31 protein-coding genes and 2 pseudogenes are annotated in these 23,186 nt (G+C 59.4%); 20 read left to right on the forward strand and 13 right to left on the reverse strand.

What is annotated here, in order from left to right; all coding sequences use genetic code 11:
• Nucleotides 1-2: 2 nt before the first annotated feature.
• From H1204_RS40450 to H1204_RS40460, 4 genes and pseudogenes are all read left to right on the forward strand, one after another.
• The gene (locus tag H1204_RS40450) at nucleotides 3-1,211 is read left to right on the forward strand and encodes an MFS transporter (RefSeq protein WP_180735751.1); all 1,209 of its coding nucleotides are present in this window, start codon (nucleotides 3-5) and stop codon (nucleotides 1,209-1,211) included.
• Nucleotides 1,208-1,969 carry a phosphatase PAP2 family protein gene (locus tag H1204_RS40455; protein WP_180735752.1) on the forward strand — a complete coding sequence of 254 codons (762 nt, stop codon included), beginning with the start codon at nucleotides 1,208-1,210 and terminating at the stop codon, nucleotides 1,967-1,969. The genes H1204_RS40450 and H1204_RS40455 overlap by 4 nt, the downstream gene beginning before the upstream one ends.
• A 71-nt stretch (nucleotides 1,970-2,040) precedes the next feature.
• Nucleotides 2,041-2,133: pseudogene (locus H1204_RS51965) on the forward strand (DUF305 domain-containing protein); the annotation flags it as partial.
• Between the two features lie 207 nt (nucleotides 2,134-2,340).
• Nucleotides 2,341-3,426 carry a histidine kinase dimerization/phospho-acceptor domain-containing protein gene (locus H1204_RS40460; protein ID WP_243469058.1) on the forward strand — a complete coding sequence of 362 codons (1,086 nt, stop codon included), beginning with the start codon at nucleotides 2,341-2,343 and terminating at the stop codon, nucleotides 3,424-3,426.
• Between the two features lie 7 nt (nucleotides 3,427-3,433).
• On the opposite strand, the gene H1204_RS52765 is transcribed toward H1204_RS40460, so the two are convergent.
• The 5 genes from H1204_RS52765 to H1204_RS40485 all read right to left on the reverse strand — a co-directional run bounded on the left by H1204_RS52765 (nucleotide 3,434) and on the right by H1204_RS40485 (nucleotide 6,281).
• Nucleotides 3,434-3,592, reverse strand: coding sequence for a DUF1232 domain-containing protein (locus H1204_RS52765; RefSeq protein ID WP_274608298.1), 159 nt, complete (start codon nucleotides 3,590-3,592; stop codon nucleotides 3,434-3,436).
• A 205-nt stretch (nucleotides 3,593-3,797) separates the two neighbouring features.
• Nucleotides 3,798-4,280: a DoxX family protein gene (locus H1204_RS40470; protein ID WP_180735753.1), complete on the reverse strand. Its 483-nt coding sequence runs from the start codon at nucleotides 4,278-4,280 to the stop codon at nucleotides 3,798-3,800.
• Nucleotides 4,277-5,092 carry a DNA-binding domain-containing protein gene (locus tag H1204_RS40475; RefSeq protein WP_180735754.1) on the reverse strand — a complete coding sequence of 272 codons (816 nt, stop codon included), beginning with the start codon at nucleotides 5,090-5,092 and terminating at the stop codon, nucleotides 4,277-4,279. Before H1204_RS40475 ends, H1204_RS40470 begins: the two co-directional genes overlap by 4 nt.
• Nucleotides 5,064-5,954 carry a DUF692 domain-containing protein gene (locus H1204_RS40480; RefSeq protein ID WP_180735755.1) on the reverse strand — a complete coding sequence of 297 codons (891 nt, stop codon included), beginning with the start codon at nucleotides 5,952-5,954 and terminating at the stop codon, nucleotides 5,064-5,066. Before H1204_RS40480 ends, H1204_RS40475 begins: the two co-directional genes overlap by 29 nt.
• A gap of 15 nt (nucleotides 5,955-5,969) precedes the next feature.
• A complete protein-coding gene (locus H1204_RS40485) occupies nucleotides 5,970-6,281 on the reverse strand; it encodes a DUF2282 domain-containing protein (protein WP_180735756.1) in 312 nt (103 codons plus the stop codon).
• A 264-nt stretch (nucleotides 6,282-6,545) separates the two neighbouring features.
• On the opposite strand from H1204_RS40485, the gene H1204_RS40490 reads away from it, so the two are divergent.
• Together H1204_RS40490 and H1204_RS40495 are read left to right on the forward strand one after the other, a co-directional pair.
• A complete protein-coding gene (locus H1204_RS40490; protein WP_180735757.1) occupies nucleotides 6,546-7,073 on the forward strand; it encodes a sigma-70 family RNA polymerase sigma factor in 528 nt (175 codons plus the stop codon).
• On the forward strand, nucleotides 7,070-7,723 hold the full coding sequence (locus H1204_RS40495; protein ID WP_180735758.1) for a DUF1109 domain-containing protein: 654 nt from the start codon (nucleotides 7,070-7,072) through the stop codon (nucleotides 7,721-7,723). The genes H1204_RS40490 and H1204_RS40495 overlap by 4 nt, the downstream gene beginning before the upstream one ends.
• Nucleotides 7,724-7,991: 268 nt before the next feature.
• Here H1204_RS40495 and H1204_RS40500 read toward each other — a convergent pair whose 3' ends face one another.
• The 4 genes from H1204_RS40500 to H1204_RS40510 form a co-directional block, all read right to left on the reverse strand.
• Nucleotides 7,992-8,276 carry a hypothetical protein gene (locus tag H1204_RS40500; protein WP_180735759.1) on the reverse strand — a complete coding sequence of 95 codons (285 nt, stop codon included), beginning with the start codon at nucleotides 8,274-8,276 and terminating at the stop codon, nucleotides 7,992-7,994.
• Between the two features lie 226 nt (nucleotides 8,277-8,502).
• A complete protein-coding gene (locus tag H1204_RS51975) occupies nucleotides 8,503-8,721 on the reverse strand; it encodes a GDCCVxC domain-containing (seleno)protein (RefSeq protein WP_243469060.1) in 219 nt (72 codons plus the stop codon).
• Entirely contained in the window at nucleotides 8,721-9,008 is a 288-nt protein-coding gene (merP, locus tag H1204_RS40505; protein WP_180735760.1) for a mercury resistance system periplasmic binding protein MerP, read from the reverse strand. Before merP ends, H1204_RS51975 begins: the two co-directional genes overlap by 1 nt.
• A gap of 9 nt (nucleotides 9,009-9,017) precedes the next feature.
• Nucleotides 9,018-9,503 carry a mercuric transporter MerT family protein gene (locus tag H1204_RS40510; RefSeq protein WP_180735761.1) on the reverse strand — a complete coding sequence of 162 codons (486 nt, stop codon included), beginning with the start codon at nucleotides 9,501-9,503 and terminating at the stop codon, nucleotides 9,018-9,020.
• Here H1204_RS40510 and merR point away from each other — a divergent pair.
• The 3 genes and pseudogenes from merR (at nucleotide 9,432) to H1204_RS40525 (ending at nucleotide 11,143) form a co-directional block, all read left to right on the forward strand.
• Nucleotides 9,432-9,842 (forward strand): Hg(II)-responsive transcriptional regulator, encoded by a 411-nt coding sequence (gene merR, locus H1204_RS40515; RefSeq protein WP_180735762.1) that lies wholly within the window; start codon nucleotides 9,432-9,434, stop codon nucleotides 9,840-9,842. The two genes, H1204_RS40510 and merR, sit on opposite strands and share 72 nt — an antisense overlap.
• The gene (locus H1204_RS40520) at nucleotides 9,839-10,417 is read left to right on the forward strand and encodes a thioredoxin family protein (RefSeq protein ID WP_243469061.1); all 579 of its coding nucleotides are present in this window, start codon (nucleotides 9,839-9,841) and stop codon (nucleotides 10,415-10,417) included. Before merR ends, H1204_RS40520 begins: the two co-directional genes overlap by 4 nt.
• Nucleotides 10,417-11,143, forward strand: a pseudogene (locus H1204_RS40525) (cytochrome c biogenesis CcdA family protein). The gene H1204_RS40520 and the pseudogene H1204_RS40525 overlap by 1 nt, the downstream one beginning before the upstream one ends.
• Before the next feature lie 116 nt (nucleotides 11,144-11,259).
• Here H1204_RS40525 and H1204_RS40530 read toward each other — a convergent pair.
• Nucleotides 11,260-11,610, reverse strand: a complete 351-nt coding sequence (locus H1204_RS40530; RefSeq protein WP_180735763.1) for a hypothetical protein — start codon at nucleotides 11,608-11,610, stop codon at nucleotides 11,260-11,262.
• A gap of 764 nt (nucleotides 11,611-12,374) precedes the next feature.
• Between H1204_RS40530 and H1204_RS40535 the strand changes: the two genes are divergently transcribed.
• The 4 genes from H1204_RS40535 to H1204_RS40550 are packed head-to-tail and all read left to right on the forward strand — an operon-like array spanning nucleotide 12,375 to nucleotide 15,418.
• Nucleotides 12,375-13,220, forward strand: a complete 846-nt coding sequence (locus H1204_RS40535; protein ID WP_180735764.1) for an ABC transporter substrate-binding protein — start codon at nucleotides 12,375-12,377, stop codon at nucleotides 13,218-13,220.
• A gap of 54 nt (nucleotides 13,221-13,274) precedes the next feature.
• The gene (locus H1204_RS40540) at nucleotides 13,275-13,970 is read left to right on the forward strand and encodes an amino acid ABC transporter permease (RefSeq protein WP_180735765.1); all 696 of its coding nucleotides are present in this window, start codon (nucleotides 13,275-13,277) and stop codon (nucleotides 13,968-13,970) included.
• Between the two features lie 2 nt (nucleotides 13,971-13,972).
• Nucleotides 13,973-14,665, forward strand: a complete 693-nt coding sequence (locus H1204_RS40545) for an amino acid ABC transporter permease (RefSeq protein WP_180735766.1) — start codon at nucleotides 13,973-13,975, stop codon at nucleotides 14,663-14,665.
• Nucleotides 14,666-14,668: 3 nt separating this feature from the next.
• Nucleotides 14,669-15,418 carry an amino acid ABC transporter ATP-binding protein gene (locus H1204_RS40550; protein WP_180735767.1) on the forward strand — a complete coding sequence of 250 codons (750 nt, stop codon included), beginning with the start codon at nucleotides 14,669-14,671 and terminating at the stop codon, nucleotides 15,416-15,418.
• 73 nt (nucleotides 15,419-15,491) lie between these two features.
• Here the strand turns inward: H1204_RS40550 and H1204_RS40555 are convergent, their stop codons facing one another.
• The 3 genes from H1204_RS40555 to H1204_RS40565 form a co-directional block, all read right to left on the reverse strand.
• Complete coding sequence (locus tag H1204_RS40555) at nucleotides 15,492-16,043, reverse strand: tautomerase family protein (protein WP_180735768.1); 552 nt, start codon at nucleotides 16,041-16,043, stop codon at nucleotides 15,492-15,494.
• A 78-nt stretch (nucleotides 16,044-16,121) separates the two neighbouring features.
• Nucleotides 16,122-16,538 (reverse strand): organic hydroperoxide resistance protein, encoded by a 417-nt coding sequence (locus H1204_RS40560; protein WP_180735769.1) that lies wholly within the window; start codon nucleotides 16,536-16,538, stop codon nucleotides 16,122-16,124.
• A 276-nt stretch (nucleotides 16,539-16,814) separates the two neighbouring features.
• Complete coding sequence (locus H1204_RS40565; protein ID WP_180735770.1) at nucleotides 16,815-17,525, reverse strand: SDR family oxidoreductase; 711 nt, start codon at nucleotides 17,523-17,525, stop codon at nucleotides 16,815-16,817.
• A 738-nt stretch (nucleotides 17,526-18,263) separates the two neighbouring features.
• On the opposite strand from H1204_RS40565, the gene H1204_RS51980 reads away from it, so the two are divergent.
• From H1204_RS51980 to H1204_RS40595, 7 genes are all read left to right on the forward strand, one after another.
• Nucleotides 18,264-18,698 carry a hypothetical protein gene (locus H1204_RS51980; protein WP_243469062.1) on the forward strand — a complete coding sequence of 145 codons (435 nt, stop codon included), beginning with the start codon at nucleotides 18,264-18,266 and terminating at the stop codon, nucleotides 18,696-18,698.
• Between the two features lie 107 nt (nucleotides 18,699-18,805).
• A complete protein-coding gene (locus tag H1204_RS51985; protein ID WP_243469063.1) occupies nucleotides 18,806-18,997 on the forward strand; it encodes a hypothetical protein in 192 nt (63 codons plus the stop codon).
• 375 nt (nucleotides 18,998-19,372) lie between these two features.
• Entirely contained in the window at nucleotides 19,373-19,699 is a 327-nt protein-coding gene (locus tag H1204_RS40575) for a hypothetical protein (protein ID WP_180735771.1), read from the forward strand.
• A gap of 368 nt (nucleotides 19,700-20,067) precedes the next feature.
• Nucleotides 20,068-20,892, forward strand: a complete 825-nt coding sequence (locus H1204_RS40580; protein ID WP_243469064.1) for a phosphatase PAP2 family protein — start codon at nucleotides 20,068-20,070, stop codon at nucleotides 20,890-20,892.
• Nucleotides 20,893-21,510: 618 nt separating this feature from the next.
• Nucleotides 21,511-21,930, forward strand: coding sequence for a DUF1924 domain-containing protein (locus H1204_RS40585; protein WP_243469065.1), 420 nt, complete (start codon nucleotides 21,511-21,513; stop codon nucleotides 21,928-21,930).
• A gap of 50 nt (nucleotides 21,931-21,980) precedes the next feature.
• Nucleotides 21,981-22,469, forward strand: coding sequence for a diheme cytochrome c (locus H1204_RS40590; protein WP_180735772.1), 489 nt, complete (start codon nucleotides 21,981-21,983; stop codon nucleotides 22,467-22,469).
• Nucleotides 22,441-23,166 carry a cytochrome b/b6 domain-containing protein gene (locus H1204_RS40595; protein WP_180735773.1) on the forward strand — a complete coding sequence of 242 codons (726 nt, stop codon included), beginning with the start codon at nucleotides 22,441-22,443 and terminating at the stop codon, nucleotides 23,164-23,166. Before H1204_RS40590 ends, H1204_RS40595 begins: the two co-directional genes overlap by 29 nt.
• The last annotated feature ends 20 nt before the right edge of the window (nucleotides 23,167-23,186 follow it).

Here is a 23,186-nt window from a genome sequence, read left to right on the forward strand (position 1 = left end):
ACGTGCAGACTGATTCCACCGAGCGCCCCGGTACACTCCGTCAAATCCCGCGCGGCGTCCGGATGCTCGGCTTCGTGAGTATGTTCATGGACATCTCGTCGGAAATCATCCACAGCCTTCTGCCCATGTTCCTCGTGACGAGTCTCGGCGCGAGCGCCGTGATGGTGGGCCTGATTGAAGGCGTTGCCGAGGCGGCGGCCCCCATCGTCAAGGTGTTTTCCGGCGCACTGAGCGACTACCTGGGCAACCGCAAATGGCTCGCTGTCATTGGATACGGCCTTGGTGCGCTGAGCAAACCGCTATTTGCGCTCGCGCCTACGGCCGGCTTCGTGCTGACCGTGCGTGTAGTCGACCGCATTGGCAAGGGTATTCGGGGTGCACCGCGCGACGCGCTCGTGGCCGACATCACACCTGTGCACCTGCGTGGCGCGGCTTATGGCCTCCGACAGTCACTCGATACGGTCGGCGCATTTCTTGGGCCCTTGCTTGCAGTTGTATTGATGCTGCTGTGGGCCGACGACTTCCGTCTGGTGTTCTGGGTGGCCGTGGTGCCCGGGCTCGTTGCCGTTGCGTTACTGGTTCTCGGAATCAGGGAACCCGCACGGCAGTCGGAAGCGAAACGCGTCAATCCAGTCACGCGCGATAACCTGAAGAAACTCGCGCGCGGATACTGGTGGGTGGTCGGCGTCGGTGCAGTCTTCACGCTCGCGCGGTTCAGTGAAGCATTCCTCGTGCTGCGTGCAATGCAGGCCGGGGTTCCGATAGCGCTGGTTCCCCTCGTCCTGGTCGCAATGAATGTCGTGTATGCGCTTTCAGCGTATCCGTTCGGGAAACTGGCCGACTCAATGAGCCACACGAAGCTGCTGTTCGTGGGCCTGGTCATGCTTATCGCGTCTGACATCGTGCTCGCTCATGGCAACTCGTGGCCAGTCGTGATAATCGGCGTGGCCCTTTGGGGGCTGCATATGGGGCTGACACAGGGCCTGCTGGCGACCATGGTTGCGCAATCGGCGCCACCCGAGCTGAAAGGCACTGCCTTCGGTTTCTTCAACCTGATGAGCGGGCTGGCGATGCTTGTTGCGAGTGTCGTGGCCGGCGAACTCTGGGACCAGTTTGGCGCGAGCACGACGTTTTATGCTGGGGCCGGATTCTGTATCGCGACGCTGTTTGCGCTTGCGACCAGTTCGACGATGCTCAGGGGTAAAACGTGAACTGGCGTCTGCTCTTTGAGCGCATTGGCGCGCGCAACCTGCTCGTGGCCGCCGTGCTAGCCATTGGTGGCGCCTGGCTCTTCCTCGGCGTACTTGAGGATGTCATTAGCGGCGACCCGCTCGTTGCCGTCGACGTCAAGATTCACGCCGCGTTGCAAACAATTCGCTTCCCGCTACTCGATTCCCTTATGGTTGCCGCCTCAGAGCTGGGCGATGCAGCCGTCACCGTCCCGGTCATTCTCGTCGTCCTTGCGTGGCTCGTTTGGCAAAAGAGGCTGCGAAGCGCTGCTTACTGGATTTCGGCGGTCGTGTTCGCACAGCTCTTCGTCGTGACGCTGAAGTTTGTCGTGCGCCGAGCGCGACCGTCTTCAATGTACGAGGGCGTGCAGGGATTCTCCTTTCCCAGCAACCATGCGACGCTAAGCGTCGTCACCTATGGCTTTCTTGCATTCTTCGTTACGCGCGCCTGGGGCAATGTCGCACGGCGACGCATTGCGACTGCAACGGCTCTGTTTATTCTCCTTATCTCTTTTTCACGTCTTTACCTGGGAGCCCACTGGTTCTCTGACGTGCTCGCGGGCCTCAGCTTCGGCGTGGCATGGATAGCGACAGCGGCCGTGCTTCATCACCTTGGCGATGAGAATCAGAGAGACGCTTCCTCCCTGGGGGTAGCGTCGTTCGCTACGTTTGTCGTCAGTGCGATGGTCCACATCATCATGCAGCACGGTATCGACCTGTCTCTCTACGCGCCGAGGTAGCTTTTTGGTAACCGCCTGCGTGCGGCGGCAGACAGCGAAAACAGGTGTGCGTTGCGCCCGCTTGACCTTCCGAGCTGAAGCGGTTGGCCAAAAACATCATCAACGCCGAGCACGACGAAATCGGTTTTGTGCAGAGATTGCAAGCGAGACACGGCGGCAAGTGACTGCCTGTGTCAACGGCGCCGAACGCATATCAAGGCGTCCTTCCACCTGCGCCATAGATGGTGCGTCTCGGCCATATATTTACATTGCATGAACAATACTGCACTGCCGCATGCCGATATCACGATAGTCCGGTCGAAATTGCCGAACTAGAATTGACGCGGGCTGGTCTTTTCCTACAACAAGATTACATTCTACAAGAGGGTGGCATGGCCAGGGTGCCATATTCAGACGAGCTAAATCGCGTCCAGCGCGCCGGTACACTTGTGACCGAGAAGCTCGAGGCGCGTCGACGCCGCTCTCCGGACTTTGCCGCAGAAAATGAGGCGCTGCATGGTCTAGCCCGGGCGCTGAACGCGTCGGATACCGTGATGCTCCAGACGCTCGTCGACACCGCGCTGAAGTTGTGCAACGCCGGCATCAGCCTGCGCGAACGTGATGCGAGTCCACCACATACGTTCCGCTGGGTGGCGCTAGCGGGACACTGTACGGGCCTCGTCGGACACCCGCTTCAATCCGACAACAGCCCGGCGGGGGTCACGCTTCAACTGGGCTCGCCCCAGCTGTTCGCATTTCCCAAACGCCAGTTCGATTGCCTGGCCCCCATCCCTCTGGAGGTCACAGAAGAACTGGTCGTGCCGGTTCCCGGCACACCCGAGCCGTGGGGCGCGCTATGGGTCATGTCTCATGATGAGCACCTTCACTTTGACAGCGAACACCGCCGCATCCTGACGAGTCTCGCAAACTTCACATGTGCCGCCTTAATCATCAAGCAGGCGAAAGCCGACGCAGAAGCGCGCCCTGAGGAAGCGGAAGCCACCAGGAACGCGCTCGCTGTGGTCGAGGCTCATCAGGTCGATTTCATCGCCACGCTGGGTCACGAACTGCGAAACCCGCTCGGCCCGATTGACAGCGCGCTCGCGGCGGCGCAAAAGTTGGCAGCCGGCAATCCCTCCGTGCTATCGGCGCTGGCGCTCGCCAACAGGCAAGTGCGGCAATTGAAGCGCCTCGTGAGTGACCTGCTTGACGCGTCGCGGATACGGCACGGCAAGCTGTCGGTCCGCCCCGCCTACGGACTGCTCGGAGACATCGTCAAGGACGCGATGGCCGCCGTCACGGACGAGGTGGAGCGACGTCAGCAACAGCTGCAGGTGATGCTGCCGGCGTATCCGGTAACAGTCTTTGCGGACGCTGCACGTCTGACGCCGGCGTCCGGCGCCGGCGCATCGCACACGAAACTCTGGGCGGTCAGCGCGCCCGGCTGTCGTCCGCGACCTCCTTCCGTGGCAGCCTGATTGTGCGTCAGATTAGACCCTGCAGCAGCAACGCATCATCGGCGAACCCGAGGTCCGGAATGAAGTCGGGTATCAGGTTAATGGGGCTCAGGGCGTAGACGACCACGAGTACGCAAGGCAGCTTTACGAGCAACGGCGTACTTGTGCCGCGATACGCAAACCACACTATCAACGAATCGCGCTTGATGTGTCTCGCTCACTTTCGAATTGTTAGCACGTGTCCGCCTTTTGTACAGGCGGACACGGTAAGCCGTCTTATAAATGTTCACAGCGCAAGACCATGCGTAGGTATCGGTAGGCATGGTCTCACTCTTCATCCGCCCGCACGCGGGAAACGTGATAGCCGATTACAGGATATCGTATCCACCGGTTTAGTCCCCGGATGCGGGGCGGCTACTTAAGCCTCTGTACAGCAAGTAGTCCAGTGAGAATTTTCCGGCACCCCGACACAACAACACCAGCAGTATCGCGGCCCACTGGATGTGCGTGGGCCATGCCTGCGGATATACAAACACCTCAATTACAGTTGTCATGCCGAGCAAGACCACCGCTACAGGTCGTGTCGCCAGTCCGAGCACCAGCAGAACAGGTGTCGTCAATTCGATTGACACCGCCAGGTAGGCGGCGAACTCGGGGACAAGCAACGGCACCCGATAGTCTTCCCTGAACAACTGGAGTGCGGCATTCCAGTCGGCCAGCTTGGTCATCGCCGAGTTCCAGAAGACCGTTGCAACTGCAAGCCTCAGTGGAAGCGCAAGTACCGAATGCGGTACCCGCTCCAGCCACGAAATGATACGTAGTATACGGTCAGTCAGTATCGACCTGGGATGAACGGATTGAGATTCCGGCATCATGTGACTTGCCTCCCTGTCGTTCGACGGGATGCCTGACCTGAATGGCAGACGTCAACAAAGCATCCCGATGCAAGAAGGTGCGCAAGCCAGTCAGATGTACGAGCGTCCGGCACGTCGACAAGTGCATCGTGCAAGAGGCGTCCCGCAAGCAAGGCAGCCGCGAACCGGCATTGCTCTTCTGATATCCGGTCCACCGCGACACCCGATGCCCCTCGATGGACATACAGCCAGACCGGGTCAACGTCCAGATTGATGGCTACCAGTGCGCTATCGTCCCGGGACAACACGGCGCGCCAGATGGCATCAACAGGAAAACACGACTCAACCACCCGCACTGCAGGGCTCGGTAAAAACCGTACAGCCTGAATGTCGACTTCATCCAGTTCCTCGAGACGCCGCAGGTCAAGCGGCTTTGCATCCGGTGCGTGCAGCACCTGGTTCACCGCCCATTCAAGTCGCGCCGTGTCTGGCAGATAGGCAAGAGACGCCGCTTCCGGCATCTGCGCAAGAAAATCAGGAAACGCCTCGCCGTAGCTGTCCAGGTGCGCGCTCGACGGTGGGCATTGCTCAATAAAACGTCGAGCTGCGCCTTCGAAGAACTCGGATCCAACCAGGCTCTGCACGGCCGGATATGTCAACTGCAGTACTCTAAGCAGCGTGCTGTTCGCCGTATTTCGATAAATGGCGAGCCGCGCCTGAGAAGCCAGGCCGTCGGGTACTACATACGCGGTTGCTTCGCCGTTGGCAGGGCCGAGCAAGTCCTGGCGGACCGCCCGTTGCAACTCAAGCAGTGTTGGCGCACAGACTGTCATTTCGCTGCCTCTCGATAGCGGCCTCGGCAATTGCAGCTTCTTCCATCAGAACCGCGAGTGCCGGCACATCGGTGTCCCATTCAATGAGCGTGGGAACGGGTCCAAACCTCTTCAGAGCCTGCCCGAACAGGTCCCATACCGGAGGCGCGACCCGCGAGCCGTGGTCGTCGATTCGGATTATCTGGCCCTGGTCAAGCTGGCGGATGCAGTGCCCGGCAAGGTGAACTTCGGTAACCGACCCCGGCGGCATGGCATTCAGATAGACGAGTGCATTCCAGCCGTGATTGCTGGCACTGACATAGATATTGTTGACGTCGCAGAGGATGCCGCACCCGGTGCGCCGCGCGACCTCTGCAAGAAATTCCCATTCCGGGATGGTTGAGTGACGGAAACGCAGATAGGTCGAAGGGTTTTCTAGCGAAATCCGTCGCTGCAGGTACGTTTGGACCTGGTCGACATGTGTGCAGACAATGGTTAGCGCTTCTTCCGTCATCGGCAGCGGCAGCAGGTCAGCGAGATAGACGCCTCCGCTGAGGCTCCACGACAGGTGTTCAGAAACCAGCCCGGGATCAACGCGCCTGATGACGTCGCGCACACGCGCAAGATGCTGGAAATCCATGCCTTCGGCGCTGCCCAACGAAAGGCCCACGCCGTGAAGCGAGACTGGATAGTCCTGGCGGATGGCGTCCAGGCAAGCTGGTGCGCTCCCGCCACCCATGTAGTTCTCAGTATGCACCTCGAACCAGGCGACGGGCGGATGCCCTTCAACGACCCCGTGATGGTGGCGAAAGCGCAGCCCTACCCCGGCGCACGCCGGAATTACGCCATGTGCATATTGCGAGGCCTCAGACGCGGCATCCATGGTCACCCCCTTCGCTCAAGCCGGCTTCAGCTTGCCGCCCTGGATTTTGCTGCAATCGCCGGCGGGCAGCAGAACGAATGACTTGGGGTCGCGCGCCCGCGTGGATTGTCCGGCGCAGGAATGTGCTCCTTCAGCGCAGTCGTTTTTCGATACGGCATTGACGCCATAGCACTTTTCCAGCTTGTTCGCTTCCATCCGGGCCATGTTGTCCTTCACTACCTGGGGCATCTCCTTCATGGCCTGCGCCTGGGCCGGTACTGCCTGCATGGCAAGCGCCAGACCGATTGCGGACGAAAGGGTCGAGGCGACCATAACGTGTTTGTTCATCACGCTTCCTCCTGAAGGTTGCGGCCGTGCATTCTGCCGTGCAGGAAGGTTCGGCCGGTCGCGGCAAAAGGTTACCGGCCCGGCAAACTTTTTCTGCGTGACAATCTGTCGTGCAAGCCACAAAATCTCCGCATGCTCCGGCATCCACGCCCGCCCAGTTCCCTTACGCGCCCTGAAAAGGAGGGCCGCGATTCGCTCACGTCGGGCGGTCACGCTGAGTCTGTCGCCACTCGCGCCGACGGGAAACTGGACTGGTCCGTTGCCATGAGCCGCGCACAGGCCGGGGACCCGGACGCCTATCGGCAGTTGCTCCAGAACATCACCCCCTATCTTCGTGCGCTTGTGGCACGGCATATCCAGAATGCCGACGACATCGAGGACACGGTGCAGGACGTATTGCTGACCGTGCATTCGGTGCGCAACACCTACGACCCGTCCCGCCCGTTCGGGCCGTGGCTCGTCGCAATCGCGAACAGGCGCATCGTCGACGGTCTGCGCCGGCGTGGACGCGTCGGCTCACACGAATCCCCGGCGGGAAATGAACTGGAAACCTTTGCTGCGAGTGAAGCGAACTTACAGGAAGAGGCGGCGGACGCCTGCCTGGTGAGGGAGGCTATCGACCAATTGCCTGCCGGACAGCGGGATGCAATGCGAATGCTGAAGCTGGAAGAAATGTCCCTGCGAGACGCCGCAGACGCAAGCGGAATGTCGGTTGCAGCGTTGAAAGTAGCCACTCACAGGGCAATGAAACGATTACGGGAAATGTTCCAGCAGCGAGGTAGCAAATCATGACCCGGACGTCCGACCTGATTGACGTGCTCGTCACGGACGCAACACCGGTCCGGCGTCTGCGCCTTCCAGCAACGAGAGCTGCATGCTGGCTATTGTTTGCCATAGCTGTGATGCTTTTCGTCGGTATCGCGCATGGGGTGCGTGCGGACCTTGCGCTCAAGCTCCATCAACCGGTCTTTGTCATCGGCATGGTTGCAGCCATGGCAACAGCCATTCTGGCCGCTTTGGGTGCGTTTATCGCCAGTGTTCCAGGCTGGTCGCGCCGTTGGCTTCTATTGCCGGTACCCGCCTCTCTCGTTTGGGTTGTCACGATTGGCTATGGTTGCCTCACCAACTGGGTCACAATTGGTCCGGAAGGCATATCTATGGGCGAGACGGCCAGATGCTTTGCTACCCTGGCATTGGTTGGTACACCGCTGTCGCTGCTGACGCTAGTTATGCTGCGGCATGTCGTCAGACTGTCCCCGGGTCCAGTCATGGTTGTAGGCAGTCTCGCGGTTGCCGCAATGACCGCAGTAGCGCTGTCGATTCTTCACCCGCTCGACGCCACGGCAATGATACTGCTGTGGAATTTCGGTGTGACCACGCTTTATATATTGCTGGGCGGTCGGTATGGTCAACGACTTCTCGGTTGGGTGGCGCCGCGCTAACGCACCAGGCACGTCGAAGGCACGCAACAGGAGAGCGTTCCGCTCGCTGCGCTGCTGTAGGACGGTGACATCTGCCTGGAAAGCGCGGTCTCTTCATAAGTAGTGCTCCGCGTCCCTCTAACCTGCTGGTCGACGACGCGGCGAACGTGTTAGCGGGTGCGAACTTCGGGACAGTATTGGTACTGCTGCAACTAGTCCGGCTCCAGACAAGTCGATGCCGTCACGGCGTCGTGCGACCTTGATGACCCGGCCACGGCGCAGTGACCCATCAGTCGTCGTCATCCTCGTCATAGCGATGCTTGTACCAACCGCGGTGCCGCCCGTTGTCATGCCAGCGACGCTCCTCCCAGTATTCGTCCTGGTACCCGTAGCCATAGGCAGGTACCGGTGCATAGACGACCGGTGGCGATTGATAGACCACCGGTGGCGGCGCCACGTACACGGGACCGGGGACGCCGAAATAAACCCCGACGTCCATATGAGCCTGCGCCACATTGGATGCAAATGCCGCTGAAATGCCCAGCGCGAGTAAAGTCAATGCGCGTCTCATCATGCTCTTCTGTTCGGGTTACATGGACCACCCGAGCGGGTCCGATACACCATCGTAGGCGACGGGAAACATCGCAGGTGAAACCGCAGGGTCTCTCCTGTAACGGCTTGTAATACGCGATACGCCCGGCCTGTAGTCAACGTCCAGCCTGAACGAATCGCGCCCCAAGGTCGTCACAACACCGTCCTCGACGCCCTTAGTCCACGAAGGCAGGACACAGCACATGGAGTCAGTCGGCACAGCACGCGCCAGACTGCTGCTGCATTGAAGGGCACCTGTTGGTGCCATATGAGCAGTACACACAGCAATCGCCGGGTTTCGGCCTCAGCACCGTCCTGCAGTGCTCGCATTCGTAAAACCACACGCAGGTATCGGTGGGCATTGTCTCGTCTTTCAGATGCCCGCATGCCGGACACGTGATGATGGATTTCAGCACGACCGCGCTCATCACTGCACCCGCTCAAGGTGGGATGGATAGCCCGCGTCGGCTGTGGCCTTCGTCAATGCGTCGACCGACGCTTTCTTCGGGTCAATTACCACCTCCGCGCGTTTGGTCGCGAAGTCGACCCTGGCCGTGGCCACGCCCGGTACCTTCTCAAGTGCCTTGCGAACCGTAATCGGACACACCGCGCAGTCCATGTTTGTGACGTCAAGGGTGACCATGCGAAGGCCTTCAGCGAATGCCGTGGACGCTGTCAGCGCCATCGCGACGAACACTGCAATCAGTTTCTTCATGGCAGAGTCTCAATAGAAGAGCGGCGCATACAGCGGGAACGACATCAGAGCGAGCGCGGCCGCCACAACAACCCAGAAAACGACGCGCTGCCTGTACCGCATCGATAGCACTGAGCAGGCTTGGCCCTCCGCGCATTTCCCGGCCCGAATGTAGAGCCTGTGAAAGGCCATTGCGAAGAAGGCAACGGACGCCGGAACAAATAGGGGTTGAAATGGCCGGAGCGCAGCCAGGCGCGAGCTCCAGGCGCCACCCACTCCTAGCACAACAAGTAACAAAGGGCCTGCACAGCAGGCGGATGCCCCAAGCGCGGCAGCCGCCCCCGCGAGCAGGGAGCCAGTGGTGGTCCAGGTCGCATGGCACTTCCTTTTCGGACTGGTTGAGTCTAGTCTAGGTGCGTACCTGAGTACGGAGTCAAGTGCACCATGCAGGAAATGACCATCGGACAGCTGGCTGAAGCGGCAGAGGTCAATGTCGAAACCGTGAGGTACTACCATCGCCGGGGGTTATTGCCGGTACCGCCCCGCCCCACCGGAGGCATTCGGCGATATCCGGCAGATGTGCTGAGGAGACTGCGCTTCATCAAGCGGTCGCAGTCGCTCGGCTTTTCGCTGGATGAGGTGGAAGCGCTGCTCTCCCTGCACGACGGTCAGACGTGCAGGGCCGCGCGCGCAATTGCCGAACACAGGCTCACCGATGTGCGCCAGCGCATGCAGGATTTGTCGAGGCTGGAGGCCGCTCTGGCGAGCCTGGTCCAGCGCTGTTCGACGTCGAAAGGAAAGATGTCGTGCCCACTCATCGACACACTCATGGACGGCGGTGAGCTGACCCGGTGAACACATCAGCCCAAGCGTACCGGCGCGGCAAATGCCTGCGCCGGCACAACCGGGATAGCGCAAACGCGAGTGACGAATTTGGTGGTCAGCAGCTCCTGAGCTTACGGCAACCGCAACGCATCATGCGAAATCTTTTCGTCATCCGGACCTCTAACAATACGGCCGCATTTATCTTTGGAAAGAACACAATGTTTAAAATTATTTGTAGATACCTGCTCGCGTCGAGCCTGTTACTAGCCGTAGCTAGCGCCTTCGCCGGCGAACAGGTGTTTAACCAGGCCCAGTTCGACAGGCTGAACGCCAACGGGAAGCCAAACATCGCCTACTTCCATGCGACCTGGTGCCCGACCTGTAAGGTCCAGCAACCCATTGTGGACCGTCTGGCAGCGAGCCCGGAAATGAAAGATGTGATCATTTTCGTTGCCGACTACGACAAGGAAGTCGCCCTGAAGCGAGCGATGAAAGTGACCCAGCAGTCGACCTTCGTCGTGTTCAAGAGCGGCCATGAGGTCGCGCGCTCAACGGGGCAGACACGCGAGCAGGACATCAGGAACACGTTTGCCAAAGCCCTGTAATGGACTTCACTCCGGGTACGTACGCACTCGGGTTGCTGGCGGGAGCCTTGACGACGCTGTCACCGTGCGTGCTCGCCCTCCTTCCCATACTCGTTGCGTCGGCATTGGCAGCACATCGGCTGGGGGTTGTTGCACTTGCCGCCGGACTGGGTGCGTCATTCTCGGTTATCGGCATTTTTGTAGCGACAGTCGGTGTGTCGTTGGGACTGGACAATGACGTGTTCCGTCGCCTGGCGGCCGGGTTGATGATTCTCTTTGGGCTCGCGATGTTTTCCCACCGGCTGCAGGCTGCTTTCACTCGTGCGTCCGTTGGAATTGGTGGTCCAAGCCAGCGCTGGCTTAGCCGGGTAACAGGGCACGCTGGCTGGCCAGTTCGCGGTCGGACTGCTCCTGGGCGCCGTCTGGAGTCCCTGCGTTGGCCCGACACTCGGCGCCGCAACCACGCTCGCCGCTCAAGGCCGGAATCTAGGCAATATCGCGTTGCTCATGAGTATCTTCGGCATCGGAGCGAGCCTTCCGCTCGTGATACTAGGCTCTCTTTCGCGCGCCTCAGTTTTGCGGTTTCGAGGCCGGCTGCGCTCTGCGAGAACCGCCGGGAACGCCGTTCTTGGGACGGTGTTCATCGCCTTCGGCGTGCTCGCGCTCACGGGGTTGGACAAGACACTCGAGATCGCGCTGCTGTCTGCAAGTCCGGCGTGGTTGACGTCCTTCACAACGTTGCTTTGAGCAACCGGACGCAGATTTCACGGGTCCAGGTACAACGAGGACCGCGCGGAAAGAAGGTCCGGACAGCCGGCGCCATTATGGCGTACGTAGTCCTGCCAATATTCCAATCCGATTCGTCAACATTTGCCGCCGTGTGATTCGTGCGCAAACGCTACGGCTTCCTCAAATAGCTGGTCAAGCGTGTTGAAGGCCGGGCTCGTTGCCGGAAAGGCCAGCCAATGCCGCAATGACGTCCGTCCGTATGGCTGGAACAATCTGCAGCCCGGCGTTTGCAGTAACGCGGTGACCGAGAGTTGGGGCAGCCTGAGGGCAATCAGATTCCCGCTGGCGCAGGCCGTTATTCTCCCGTGCACAATGAACGCTGTGCTGCCGGACATTCCGAACTCGCTGATGTCGTCGAATTTGCTCGCTTCAGCCCTCAATGCGGCCAGCAACCTGACGTCTTCCTGCTCGATTGATTTCCCCATGGCACGCCCGCTCGTCTACCTGCTAACCGCCTCCGCAGACTCGCACATCGAGCCTTCGCGACGCGGTTCAACTAAACGCCCCACCGCGCAGTGTTATTCCAGCCGAATGTTGGCTTGACAACATTCGGCGTAACGCAGCGACGCTTACTCGGGTTTACGAGGCTCACTGACCGACGCCCTGATCGTCCGACAGTCCGAGCCAATAGCCGGACTGTGATAAGCGTGGCGCAGTACGCCGCAATCTGAATACCAGCGGGATGGACGTCGATGTGACACAAATTCAGCGGTTTGTACAGCGCAGCCCTGGGGATTACCCCAAATTTGGAATAAATATCTTCTATTCCGCAAGAATCAAGAACCATGGTCTACGTTCGCAGAGAATCGGCGGACTCTTTGGAAACATATTCCTGATTTGACTCCGTAAGATAGTCGCACATCGGAACACAGAAGCGGACCAACAGGCGCGGTACGCAAGACGGTAATCACAGGCGACACAACTCGTTATGAATACATTGGCCCGCGTTTTCAAAGCACCCACCATGTCCGTCCTGGGCCGGTTCTTTTTGCCCGTTTCGCGCGCGTCCGGCTAGCCGCTGCGGCGCTTGTGTTTTCGTTTCCGCTGTCGCGAAGACTCACGAGTCGGCGACCGGACCCAGTACATACAGCAGGAACCAGGAACGGTTCGCACCGTTGCGACAGTCGTGTGCATCGATGTGCGACCTCAATGCAAATCCATTAGTTGTCCAACACACATGAGGAGAGCCATGAAACGCGCCTATAAACTTCACGTCATTGCGCACGTCACCGCATTGTCCGTGCTGTCGGTCACGACGCTTGCAGCAAAAGCGGACCAGCTTGCGGACATCAAGCAACGTGGCGAGCTCATCTGCGGCGTCCTGGGTACGGACGAGCCGTTCAGCTACATGAAAGACCCAATGAGCCGCGAGATCGTCGGCTATGACGTCGACATGTGCAACGCGGTTGCCAGGAGCATCGGTGTGAAGCCCGTACTCAAGCAGTTGGCCGTTGCCGCGCGCATTCCCGAGTTGCAGCAGGGTCGCGTCGATCTGCTCGCCGCCTCGCTGACGCACAACAAGGAAAGGGAAGCGCAGATCGACTTCTCGGTATCGACATTCATCACGGGCCAGAAGGCGATGGTAAGCAGGAGCAGCGGTGTCACGAGCCTCGCGCAGCTCGACGGCAAGAAAGTGCTGACGGTCAAAGGCTCGACGATGGAGACCAACATCGCAAAGACGATCAAGAACGCGGATGTCGTGTCGTTCGACACCAGCCCGCAGGCGCTGCTCGCGCTTGAGCAGGGCAAGGGCGTAGCCTATGTGAACGATGAGACGACGCTGGTCGGCAATCTCGCGAAGCTCGGCCCTGCGGCGAAGGATTACGCGCTGGTGCCGCAAAACATCTCGACGGAACACATCGCGCTGGGTATCCGCAAGAATGAGCCGGCATTCCGCGATCAGGTGAACAAGGTACTGCTCGCCATGGAAGCCGATGGTCAGGCGCAGCAAGAGTTCGACAAATGGTTCGGTCCGGGCACGAAGATGAACTTCCCACCGCGCACGTTCAAGATCGCAACCGACAAGATTGACTAACACCACTTTATCTATGGCCGCCGCCCGCTCCGACGTCGGGCGGCCAAAAACACCATGCCTACATTGAATCTGTCGGTGCTGCTCTCAGGGCAATATGGCCACTGGCTCGTCAGCGGCTTCCTGATGTCGGTCAAGCTGTCCATGCTTGCCTTTGTGTTTTCGCTTCCGCTTGCCATCGCCGTCGCGTTGGCACGCCTCGCACCCGTCGCATTCATTCGCGGCATCGGTCAAGCGTATGTCGAAGCGATCCGAAACGTTCCGTTGCTGGCGCACATGCTGTTCTGGTATTTCGGCGCGCCCGAACTGCTGCCGCTCGTCATCAAGACGTGGCTCTATAACAGGAATTACGAAGCGGCTAGCGCGTTGATCGCGCTCGTCCTCTACACGTCCGCGTACATGGCGGAAGACATTCGCAGTGGAATTCGCTCGATTCCCAAGGAACAACTCGAAGCAAGCCGCGCGCTAGGCTTCCGTTTCCTTCATGCGATGTGGCTCGTCGTCTTGCCGCAATCGTTGCGCGTGACGGTCCCGCCGCTCGTCAGCCAGACGCTGAACCTGTGGAAGAACTCGAGCATCGCGATGGTGATCGGCGTCGCCGAACTGATGTACCAGGCGCAGCAGGTCGAAAGCGCAACATTCCGCGGCTTCGAGTCGTTTGGTGTCGCGACGGCCGGATATCTGACGGTATCGATTGCGATCACGCTGTTTTCCGCGTGGTATCAGCAACGCTATCCAGTACGGAGCATGTAGCCATGATCGACATACTCCAGACCTACGGCATGTATTACCTCGTCGGCCAGTATCCGCATGGGCCGCTCGGCGGTCTCGTGCTGACGCTGTTGCTCGCTTCCGCCGGGCTCGCTCTGGCGCTGCCTGTTGGCATCGCATTCGGTCTTTGCCGCATCAGCCCGTTCCGCGTGCTGCGCTGGCCCGCGACGGCGCTCGTTTATGGCGTGCGCGGCACACCGCTTTTGATGGTCATTTTCTGGGCGTACTTCCTCCTGCCGACGCTGACCGGCCATCGCACGAATCAGTTCAGCACGATGCTCACGGCGCTCGTGGTGTTCGACGGCGCGTATCTTGCCGAAATCGTGCGAGCCGGCATTCAGGCATTGCCGAAAGGCCAGACGGAGAGCGCACGCTCGCTCGGACTGTCGTACATGCAGTCGATGGCATTCGTCATCCTGCCGCAGGCGCTGCGGAACATGCTGCCGTCGCTGGTGAACCAGCTCGTGTCGACGATCAAGGAGACATCGCTTGGCTACATCATCAGTCTGCCGGAAGTGTCCTTCGTCGCCGGACAGATCAGTACCCAGGCCCTGACGCAATCGGCGCAGATCTATCTGCTGCTCGCGTTCAGCTATTTCGTGATGTGCTTCGGGCTGACCCGCTTTGCGTATCTGCTCGAAAGGCGGCTTGCGTCGCGCGCTCCAGCAAAGGTGTGAATCATGATCGAAATCGAAAACGTCAATAAGTGGTTCGGCGAATATCAGGCGCTGGTGGACGTGACGGAGAGCGTCGGAAAAGGTGAGGTCGTGGTGGTTTGCGGGCCGTCCGGTTCCGGCAAATCGACGTTGATCCGCACGCTGAACCGGCTCGAGCCGATCCAGAAGGGACGCATCGTCGTCGACGGCCAGGATGTGCATGCGCGCGGCGTCGATGTGAATGCGCTGCGCTCGGGCATCGGCTTCGTGTTCCAGCAGTTCAACCTCTTTCCCCATCTGACGGTATTGCAGAACTGTGTGCTTGCGCCTGTGCGTCTGAAGCGCATGCCGCAGAAGGATGCGCGTGAGTTCGCGATGAGTCTGCTGGAGCGTGTGGGACTGCCGCACAAGGCGAATGCTTACCCGGGGCAACTGTCGGGCGGTCAGCAGCAGCGCGTTGCGATTGCCCGTGCGCTGGCGATGAAACCGCCCGTGATGCTATTCGACGAGCCGACCTCGGCGCTCGATCCCGAAATGGTCAACGAAGTGTTGCTCGTGATGAAAGACCTCGCACGCGACGGGATGACGATGGTGTGTGTCACGCATGAGATGGGCTTCGCGCGCGAAGTGGCCGACCGTGTGCTCTTCATGGATCAGGGCTGCGTCCTCGAACGCGCGGAACCGGACCGCTTTTTTCAGCGGCCCGGACATCCGCGCGCGCAACGTTTCCTGTCGGATATTCGCTCGCCATGGGTGGGCGCCGTGACGGCCTAGCCTTCGATACGTTGCACACGGCGACGCACGCGCCCGCCGCACGCAGCGGCATGAAGCGCGCGGGCCTTCTTCGTCATGCTGATTGACAGGCAACAAGTCGATCACTCGCCCGTTGGAATACATCGACAGTGGCGTCGAGCGTCATTCGTGCCTTTTCGCGCCGTCGGCGCGCGAGTCGCTCCGCGCCCGCGCTCCGTTCGGCTTCACCGGCAAGCAAAGCATGAATGTCTGCCAGCGTAAGGATGGTGCCAACACTGCCCCAAGTACCGTCCGGAATCTCCGTCGGGAAGACCCAGACGCGCGGTGCGACCTCTTCGTACGGTCGGCTCTCGGCGCGGGCCACCGCTTCCGTGACCGCCCTAACGAGCGCTCTACGCGACTCGTCGGTGTATTGGCCTTCAGGCACCGACGGAATGATCCGGTAACGCGCTGCTTTCGAGCGCTCCCCACCGACGAATACGGCAGCAGGTCGATGGAGATTGAGCACAGATACGCGCTGTGCAATCGGATTGGCCGGATCATACCCTTCCGCCTTGATCAGAATGTCAGTCAATTCTTTTATCAGATGGGCTTCCGCCTCACGGGTCAAGGCATCTTCCGGCCAGAGTGCGTCGATCATTGGCATGGTGCTGCTCCTTCATCAGGTGTTTTGGCGTTGCGGTTCGCACGAGAACTCTTCTACTCGTTCAGGCATGCATATCGGTTAAATGAGCGCAATCACGACATCGATGTTGCCGCGCGTAGCCTTGGAATACGGACAGGTCTGATGTGCCTGGTCCACCAGCGCCTGAGCGACATCACGCGGCAAGCCGGGAAGGCTCACGTTCAAACGCGCTCCGAGAAAGTGGGCGCCGTCAGTGGTCCCAAAATCAATTTCGGCATCGACACTCGTGTCGGCGGGCAGCATCACGTTCAAGGCGCGTGCGGCCCCACCCATTGCGCCAATAAAGCATGCCGACCAGGCGGCGCCGAACAGCTGCTCGGGATTCGTCCCGGCGCCTGCTGAACCCGGTCGCGAAAGTTTGACGTCGAGGCGGCCGTCTGAACTGCGCGCGGCCCCTTCGCGGCCGCCCGTCGTATGGATCTTGCCTGTGTACAGCACGTTTTCGATTCGAGTCATGATGGTTTGCTCCAGTTGATCAATGGAAGTATTGAAGTGCGCAGATGTATCCCACGTGTGCCGGAAAGCGGCGGACTTGTAATCTCAGGTATCAACCTGCCAGCAGATACAGCGCATACACGGCTGCGGCATGCCAGATCCAGCGAATGCAAGACCGGGTTCCGCACCGTTATGTCGATTGTCAGAACAGATGTCGCACGCCTCTCCCGACACCAAACGGATCACCGCCCGGAAATGCGCGAGGGGTGCCCCTCCTGGAAGGGCACCTCGGCATGCTCAGTGCCCGGCGCTCTGGCCGCCGTCCACGTGCAGAATCTCGCCCGTGACGAACGGTGCGGAGTCGAGATACAGCACGGCGTTGACGATGTCGCTCATCTCGCCCATATGGCCGACAGGATGCAGCGCGCCCAGCGCCTCATGCGTTTCTGGCGCGTGCATCGGCGACTTGATGGCGCCCGGCGAGACAGCGTTCACGCGGATACCTGTCTTCGCGTATTCGATTGCGAGCGATTTTGTGGCCGCGTTCAAGCCGCCCTTGGTCAGCGATGCGAGAACCGACGGCACGCCCGAGATCGCGTGATCGACAAGGCTCGTCGTGATCTGCAGTACGTGACCGCTCTTGTTCTTTTCCATTTCCACGATCGCGATCTGCGTAATGTGGAAGAAGCCGTTCATATTTACGTTCATCACCGACGCATAGTCTTCCGCCGTGTATTGCGTGAACGGCTTGGCGATGAAGATGCCCGCATTATTGATCAGAGTGTCGACGCGGCCGAAGCGCTTGACGGCTTCCGATACGGCGCGCTGTGCCACTTCGCGGTCGCCAATGTCGCCGGCGATCGTCACGACGTTCGGATCTTCGGAAGGCTTGATCGAGCGTGCCACCGCGACGACGCGATAGCCTTGCTCGCGAAAACCTTCGACGATCTCGGCGCCAATGCCTTGCGATGCACCCGTCACGATAGCGACCTTCTGCGAATTGCTCATGATTGACCTCTGAACGTTTGTTCGGCTCGCGTCGGAATTGACCGTGCCGTTAGGTCGCAAATCTAGGGTTCCGCGAGCGACTTGCGTACACCCGCAATGGACAAACAGTTGTGATCGCCAGGAACAAGTGCGGCTGGTGCGTCATCCGTGCACTTCAAGCGTGTCAGGATGCGGGCTGGGAATGTCCAAATGGTCTTTAACTGAAATTCAGTTGTGCGCGTACGCGCAGCCACTCGCGTTTGTGCCAAGCACCTTCGGCGTCGGACATGTGGCGAACATGCGGGCATTCACAGAGAACATCGAGATCCTGCCTGCCCCTGTGTCAGGCGGAGGCCGAGATGCGTTCATGGCGCATGTGGCAGGTTCCGGATGCGGATCGGTCGTTCAAGCGACCGCTTTGTGGAATCGGCGAGCGATCGATATTGGCCGCACGGCGTCCCACGACCAACCGCGACGATCATTTTGTGCGCGCACTCAATGCAAAACGCATAACTCGCTCTACAAGAAACAGTCAGCTTTCCTCGGGCCTTCCGCGGGACTGTCACCGATCTGATTCCCGCCATCGAGCAATAGCGCACGGCATTTATCGAGAGTGATGCACCTCAGTTTGAAACATAAAGTTCACGCAAGCAGCGCCGTTAAATAGCTTGCCCGTGGCTGAATTTTGCCGTGAGGGTGACCGCCATCCAACGACACTGGCCAATGGTGTCCGTACTCTCAATCCACAAGTAAAAGATCATGGATAACAAAACGCTTTCAACTTCCGCAGTCGCAAGTTTTATCGTTGCTACAACAGTACTCACGGGCTGTGCTTCACTTCCGAAAACAGATCTCGCCGCCAACAATCGGGAAAAGCTCCATTCGATCGCTATGCTGGATGTCACCGAACCGCGCGGAGAGAGCGTGGTCAACCTCGGTGGTGCTGCCGGAGCATTTGGATTGATTGGTGGACTGGTGCAAGGTGGGATCAACGCCAACCATACAAGTACATACACGCAGCGTGTGGCAAGCGAAAAGATTGCCTTTGCTCCCGTCGTTAACGATAGCCTGACAACGCGATTGTCCAGTAACGGCTACGAAATTGTTCCGTTGCACGACCAGCACGCCAAACTCTCAAGCGACGGCAAGTCCGACGACTTTTCCGATGTAAGACCGACGCCGACGCCATCCTGAGCGTCTGGATTACTTCGTTTGGTTACGTATCCCCGCCGGAATCGAGCGATTTCATTCCATGGGTCGTCGTCCGCGCTCGTCTGCTCGACTCGAAGTCCAAACAAGACATGTACTTCAAGACATTCGCCTGCGGCTGGGATATCAAGGCAAACTCTGTCCATGTCGAAGCGGACACAAAATATCACTATGGCAGTTTCGGCACCTTGATCGACCAGTTCGATCAGTCGGTCACAGGTCTCAAGGATTGCGAGCAGGCAGTAGTCGCCGCAATTGGGCAGGATCTGACGAAGCCGCAGTAAGGGTGGTGATGGGTGCAGCCGTCCTCGGCATTGTGGACAGCCGCCATGTCGACATGGCCGCGCGTGATCCTTGAGGACAGGCATACGAGGCCGAGACGCGTGCATATGCGCAACCTGGTAGCCCGGTCATGTTTGGGCGGGCATTTGAAAGGTTGCTTCTGGCCGCTCAATATCGAATGCAGTCGGCATGCGCAATGTGAACCGCGCGATTGGTAACGTCGGCGGCGAGGACCCAAAGCGGACGTCGGCCGTCTCTGTCACTCGCTGAGTGCCGCCGTGAGCGCGCTGCCCCTTTCTCCGCCGCCGCAGGGATTGTGAGTGGGCATCTGTAATCCGTGTGACGTCCCGCAGGACATGGCATCGGTCAGGACGGGTATGTACCTGTCGCTTTGCGCCGGCTTCGACTCTCTAACCATTGATTGGGCGCACGAGTCGTTGGTGACCGGCGAGTGCATGAACTACGACGTTTTGCGCGCGATTTACGGCGCCGCTTATGGCACCGAAGGAGGGCTTGGAAACTCCGCCGAATATCCTATTGCGCTGGCGTACAGCGCAATGATGACGATCGAGGCATTTACCCATGCCCCTTCTAAAATTCTCTCGTCGCTCAATGGCGCTGTATGCGGATTCGATAATGGAGACGCTCTCCTTCTGGGCACGTTCGAAGATGGCGTGTTTCGGAAATCATTGAGACCCATGTAGTCGCGATTCGTAGATGTCTCTGCTACTGGCCGAACCCGGAAATACGGGGTCGCCTCGAAGACCGCGATCCCTGTTGAAAGCAAAACTTCCGTAAACGACCCCATTCCAGTCCTTCGCAATCGCGCTCGGCTAACGACCGTTTTTTGAAGCCCAACGGCCGCTCGCTGAAGTATCGTCATCAGTTCAAGAGCCCCAGAGGCCACGGTCACCACTGACATGTTTGTCGTCGGCTACACTCGAAGCGGCCAAGACGTCTATACGAAGCCTTGAAAGGACGGTGGTCTCCTGGTCCAGTGACACCAAGCCTCTGCATTGGGTCGATCTGGTTCGCGTTTATAAATCGAGGGTACCCGACGGAGCGACTGAGCATGCTTCTCAGCAAGTTGTTACGACGGTTGTCGCATATGAAACCCGGAACCGAAGACGGTAACTCACGGGGATGGCGATTTGTACTTCACCGCACCGGCTTCGCGAAGTTCTCGGCAGCCGTCATTCTGATCCTTGGAGGCGTGTGGCTGTTTCTCGGCATTCTTGAGGACGTTCTTAGCGGAGACCCGTTGGTCACCGTCGACCGGATGCTTTACAGCGGGCTGCAGGGACTTCGGGCTCCCTTTTTTAACCACGTGATGGTGGCAATTTCGGAGCTTGGTGATTCGGAGGTCACCGTTCCGGTGGCCTTGGCAATGATTGCCGCACACCTGTTTCGGCGCGAATGGCGGTCCGCCGGGTACTGGGTCGTTGCGGTCGCGGCGGCTGAAGCATCGGTCAAGTTGCTCAAAGTCGCTGTTCAGCGGTCCCGGCCGGTGTCGATCTACAAAGGCATTGAGGGTTTTTCCTTCCCCAGTAGCCACGCGACGTTGAGCCTTGTGGTCTATGGCTTCCTCACTTACCTCGTGTGTCGAGGACACCGGAGGGAGGTGCAGTTCAGGATTGCCGTGATAAGTGGTTCGGTCATAGCACTCATATCCTTTTCCCGCCTATACCTCCGTGTTCACTGGTTTTCCGACATCCTCGCAGGCCTCAGTCTCGGCACGGCCAGGATTGCGTTTCTATCAATCGTCCACTACCTACGGGACCACGACAGACAAGGTTCCTCCGTGCTGTGGATGACTGCGCTTATTACTTTCCTAACGGCTGCTGTGATTCACATCTTCCTGCACCACGGTGTTGATTTTGAACGCTACGCTATTTAGCAGAAGATGGCTGCATGGCCGAAGCGGATCACGAATCAGATAAGGTCAATCTGCGCCTCAGCAACGGCATCGATCCGGGACGACTCGTCGAGCGTCCGGTATGGGCGAGGTTACGTCCTATCCCCGGGCGTGTGAAAAAGCTCGGCCTGCTGGGCACAGTGCGAACGGAAAAGCGCGTAAAGCCTATAAAAGCAGTCGCTCGAGTTCACGTAGCCAATCGAAGTCCGAACCGTCGGGTGGCATGTCGTTCGCCATCCAGTTGAGTGATGTGAAAGACTTCGGGGTGCATGGCGCTCATCGATGCAAGTGGGTCATTTTCGCCCAGCGGCGGCGCGATTTGAGGTTAGACCTGCGCATTGTCGCGAGCCTCGTGCGGAGTGAGTTGCCGTGTTTCAGCAGCGCCTCCAGATCAGAAAGCCGGCCTTTAACCGATGGCGCAGGCAGATTCGGTAGCTCGTCAGCCTTGAGCTGGGCGGCAGAGTCGGGCGACAGGACGCCGCCAAGGACATAGCACGTTCGTCGCCGCACCCGGCATGGCAAGGGCATCAACGAGGCTAGGCGCTTAAGAATCCGGTAAGGAAGGTCCCACAAGATGGTCAACATCTACCGGAGAATCTCGTGAGCACATCGCTTCTTTCGGTGCGGGGTCTGCGCGCCGCGCTATTGCTTATTCCAACCGCTACTGCAATGGCCCCAGCCAACGCTGCCACTCCGTCGGAGCTACTTGGCTCTTATCAGGCACAGTCGGGCGGTGCAACGCCCCTTCCTTCCCGCGGGCAACAGTTCTTTAACACTTCACATGGTCACGAGTGGACTTGCGCTGCGTGCCACGGCGCAACGCCAACACAAACAGGCAAGCATGCCGCCACGGGCAAGGTGATCACTCCTTTGGCTCCCGCGTTCAATCCGGAGCGATTTACCGACGCAGCGAAGACTGAAAAATGGTTCCGCCGCAATTGCAACGATGTCGTCGGACGGGAGTGCGCCGCAGCTGAGAAGGCGGATCTGCTTGCCTGGCTCATGACGCTCAAGCCATAGGCGGACTCTCTCCGCTCGAACGAAAGTTCTTCCCAAAGGACCGTATTCCAATGCCATCTGATCTCGTGCCCCGTTATGCGGCAGCTTGCGTGGTCGCTTTGCTGACTCTAGTGGTGGCTTCTAATGTATTGGCCGAAGCTGATGAGACGCGTACCCAGGTGAACCTGCTGCCAAAGTACCGGCAGGAGTGCGCGACCTGTCATATCGCCTACCCGGCCGGGATGCTGCCCGCCGCATCGTGGCAGCGCATTCTGGGCAATATGTCCCACCATTTCGGCACCGATGCCTCGCTCGACGCTGACTCCGTCAGACAGATCTCGGCATGGCTTGCCGCAAATTCGTCTGGCAACGCGCGCACGCACATTGCACCGCCCGAGGATCGCATTACTCGCTCGACGTGGTTCCGACAGGAGCACGCAGAGGTGCCCGCCTCTGTATGGAAACGGCCAATGGTCAGGAGCGCATCAAATTGCGCCGCGTGCCATACCCATGCCGAACAAGGAAACTTCGATGAACACTTCATCCACCTACCGCAATAAGGACGACGCAGACGGGACCGCAGATCGTGACATCCTGGTCTGGGACGCCCCCGTACGCCTGTTCCATTGGCTGTTCGCGGCCTGCTTTGCCGGTGCATGGCTGACCGCGGAAAGCGAGCATTGGCGACTCGTTCATGTCACGTTAGGCTACACGGCAGGCGGTCTCGTGATCTTTCGACTCGTATGGGGACTCGTTGGAACGAAGTACGCACGTTTCTCCAGCTTCGTTCGCGGACCCGCTCGCGTGTGGCGTTACGTTCTTGGCCTCTTGCGTGGCCACCCGCGACGTCATATTGGCCACAATCCGGCTGGCGGTGTCGTCATCGTCGCCATGCTTGCTTTGGCGTGTGCGTTGACCATCACGGGTTGGGCGACCTATAACGATGCCGGCGGGACGTGGCTGGGTGAACTGCACGAGAGCGTGGCGAATCTGTTGCTGGCGCTCGTCGGGGTGCACGTAGCGGGCGTCGCCGTGAGTAGCTGGCTCCATCGCGAGAACCTGATCGGCGCGATGGTCAGCGGACGCAAGGCCGGACAACCCGACGAAGGCGTCCAACGTGCCTGGCGGAGCGTTGCCGCGTTGATGCTGGTCGTCGTGCTCGCATTCTGGTGGTGGCAATGGCACGGAGCACCGGCGTTGCCTCTGTCCGGACAAGATCCCGTGCAACAACCCGATCACAACGCCAGCGATGACTGACATCATTCATGAGGGACCTG

Origin of the sequence: Paraburkholderia sp. PGU19 (assembly GCF_013426915.1) — a bacterium.
Lineage (GTDB): Bacteria > Pseudomonadota > Gammaproteobacteria > Burkholderiales > Burkholderiaceae > Paraburkholderia.

Coding starts and splice junctions, on each gene's coding strand:
- H1204_RS40495 (WP_180735758.1), top strand. CDS start 7,070: ATGACCCGGACGTCCGACCTGATTGACGTGCTCGTCACGGACGCAACA.
- H1204_RS40545 (WP_180735766.1), top strand. CDS start 13,973: ATGATCGACATACTCCAGACCTACGGCATGTATTACCTCGTCGGCCAG.
- H1204_RS40460 (WP_243469058.1), top strand. CDS start 2,341: ATGGCCAGGGTGCCATATTCAGACGAGCTAAATCGCGTCCAGCGCGCC.
- H1204_RS40550 (WP_180735767.1), top strand. CDS start 14,669: ATGATCGAAATCGAAAACGTCAATAAGTGGTTCGGCGAATATCAGGCG.
- H1204_RS40595 (WP_180735773.1), top strand. CDS start 22,441: ATGAACACTTCATCCACCTACCGCAATAAGGACGACGCAGACGGGACC.
- H1204_RS40480 (WP_180735755.1), bottom strand. CDS start 5,954: ATGGATGCCGCGTCTGAGGCCTCGCAATATGCACATGGCGTAATTCCG.
- merP (WP_180735760.1), bottom strand. CDS start 9,008: ATGAAGAAACTGATTGCAGTGTTCGTCGCGATGGCGCTGACAGCGTCC.
- merR (WP_180735762.1), top strand. CDS start 9,432: ATGCAGGAAATGACCATCGGACAGCTGGCTGAAGCGGCAGAGGTCAAT.
- H1204_RS40530 (WP_180735763.1), bottom strand. CDS start 11,610: ATGGGGAAATCAATCGAGCAGGAAGACGTCAGGTTGCTGGCCGCATTG.
- H1204_RS51980 (WP_243469062.1), top strand. CDS start 18,264: ATGGATAACAAAACGCTTTCAACTTCCGCAGTCGCAAGTTTTATCGTT.
- H1204_RS40500 (WP_180735759.1), bottom strand. CDS start 8,276: ATGATGAGACGCGCATTGACTTTACTCGCGCTGGGCATTTCAGCGGCA.
- H1204_RS40580 (WP_243469064.1), top strand. CDS start 20,068: ATGCTTCTCAGCAAGTTGTTACGACGGTTGTCGCATATGAAACCCGGA.
- H1204_RS40540 (WP_180735765.1), top strand. CDS start 13,275: ATGCCTACATTGAATCTGTCGGTGCTGCTCTCAGGGCAATATGGCCAC.
- H1204_RS40535 (WP_180735764.1), top strand. CDS start 12,375: ATGAAACGCGCCTATAAACTTCACGTCATTGCGCACGTCACCGCATTG.
- H1204_RS51985 (WP_243469063.1), top strand. CDS start 18,806: ATGTACTTCAAGACATTCGCCTGCGGCTGGGATATCAAGGCAAACTCT.
- H1204_RS40575 (WP_180735771.1), top strand. CDS start 19,373: ATGTACCTGTCGCTTTGCGCCGGCTTCGACTCTCTAACCATTGATTGG.
- H1204_RS40485 (WP_180735756.1), bottom strand. CDS start 6,281: ATGAACAAACACGTTATGGTCGCCTCGACCCTTTCGTCCGCAATCGGT.
- H1204_RS51975 (WP_243469060.1), bottom strand. CDS start 8,721: ATGAGCGCGGTCGTGCTGAAATCCATCATCACGTGTCCGGCATGCGGG.
- H1204_RS40590 (WP_180735772.1), top strand. CDS start 21,981: ATGCCATCTGATCTCGTGCCCCGTTATGCGGCAGCTTGCGTGGTCGCT.
- H1204_RS40490 (WP_180735757.1), top strand. CDS start 6,546: ATGAGCCGCGCACAGGCCGGGGACCCGGACGCCTATCGGCAGTTGCTC.
- H1204_RS40560 (WP_180735769.1), bottom strand. CDS start 16,538: ATGACTCGAATCGAAAACGTGCTGTACACAGGCAAGATCCATACGACG.
- H1204_RS40470 (WP_180735753.1), bottom strand. CDS start 4,280: ATGATGCCGGAATCTCAATCCGTTCATCCCAGGTCGATACTGACTGAC.
- H1204_RS40475 (WP_180735754.1), bottom strand. CDS start 5,092: ATGACAGTCTGTGCGCCAACACTGCTTGAGTTGCAACGGGCGGTCCGC.
- H1204_RS40510 (WP_180735761.1), bottom strand. CDS start 9,503: ATGGTAGTACCTCACGGTTTCGACATTGACCTCTGCCGCTTCAGCCAG.
- H1204_RS40555 (WP_180735768.1), bottom strand. CDS start 16,043: ATGCCAATGATCGACGCACTCTGGCCGGAAGATGCCTTGACCCGTGAG.
- H1204_RS40565 (WP_180735770.1), bottom strand. CDS start 17,525: ATGAGCAATTCGCAGAAGGTCGCTATCGTGACGGGTGCATCGCAAGGC.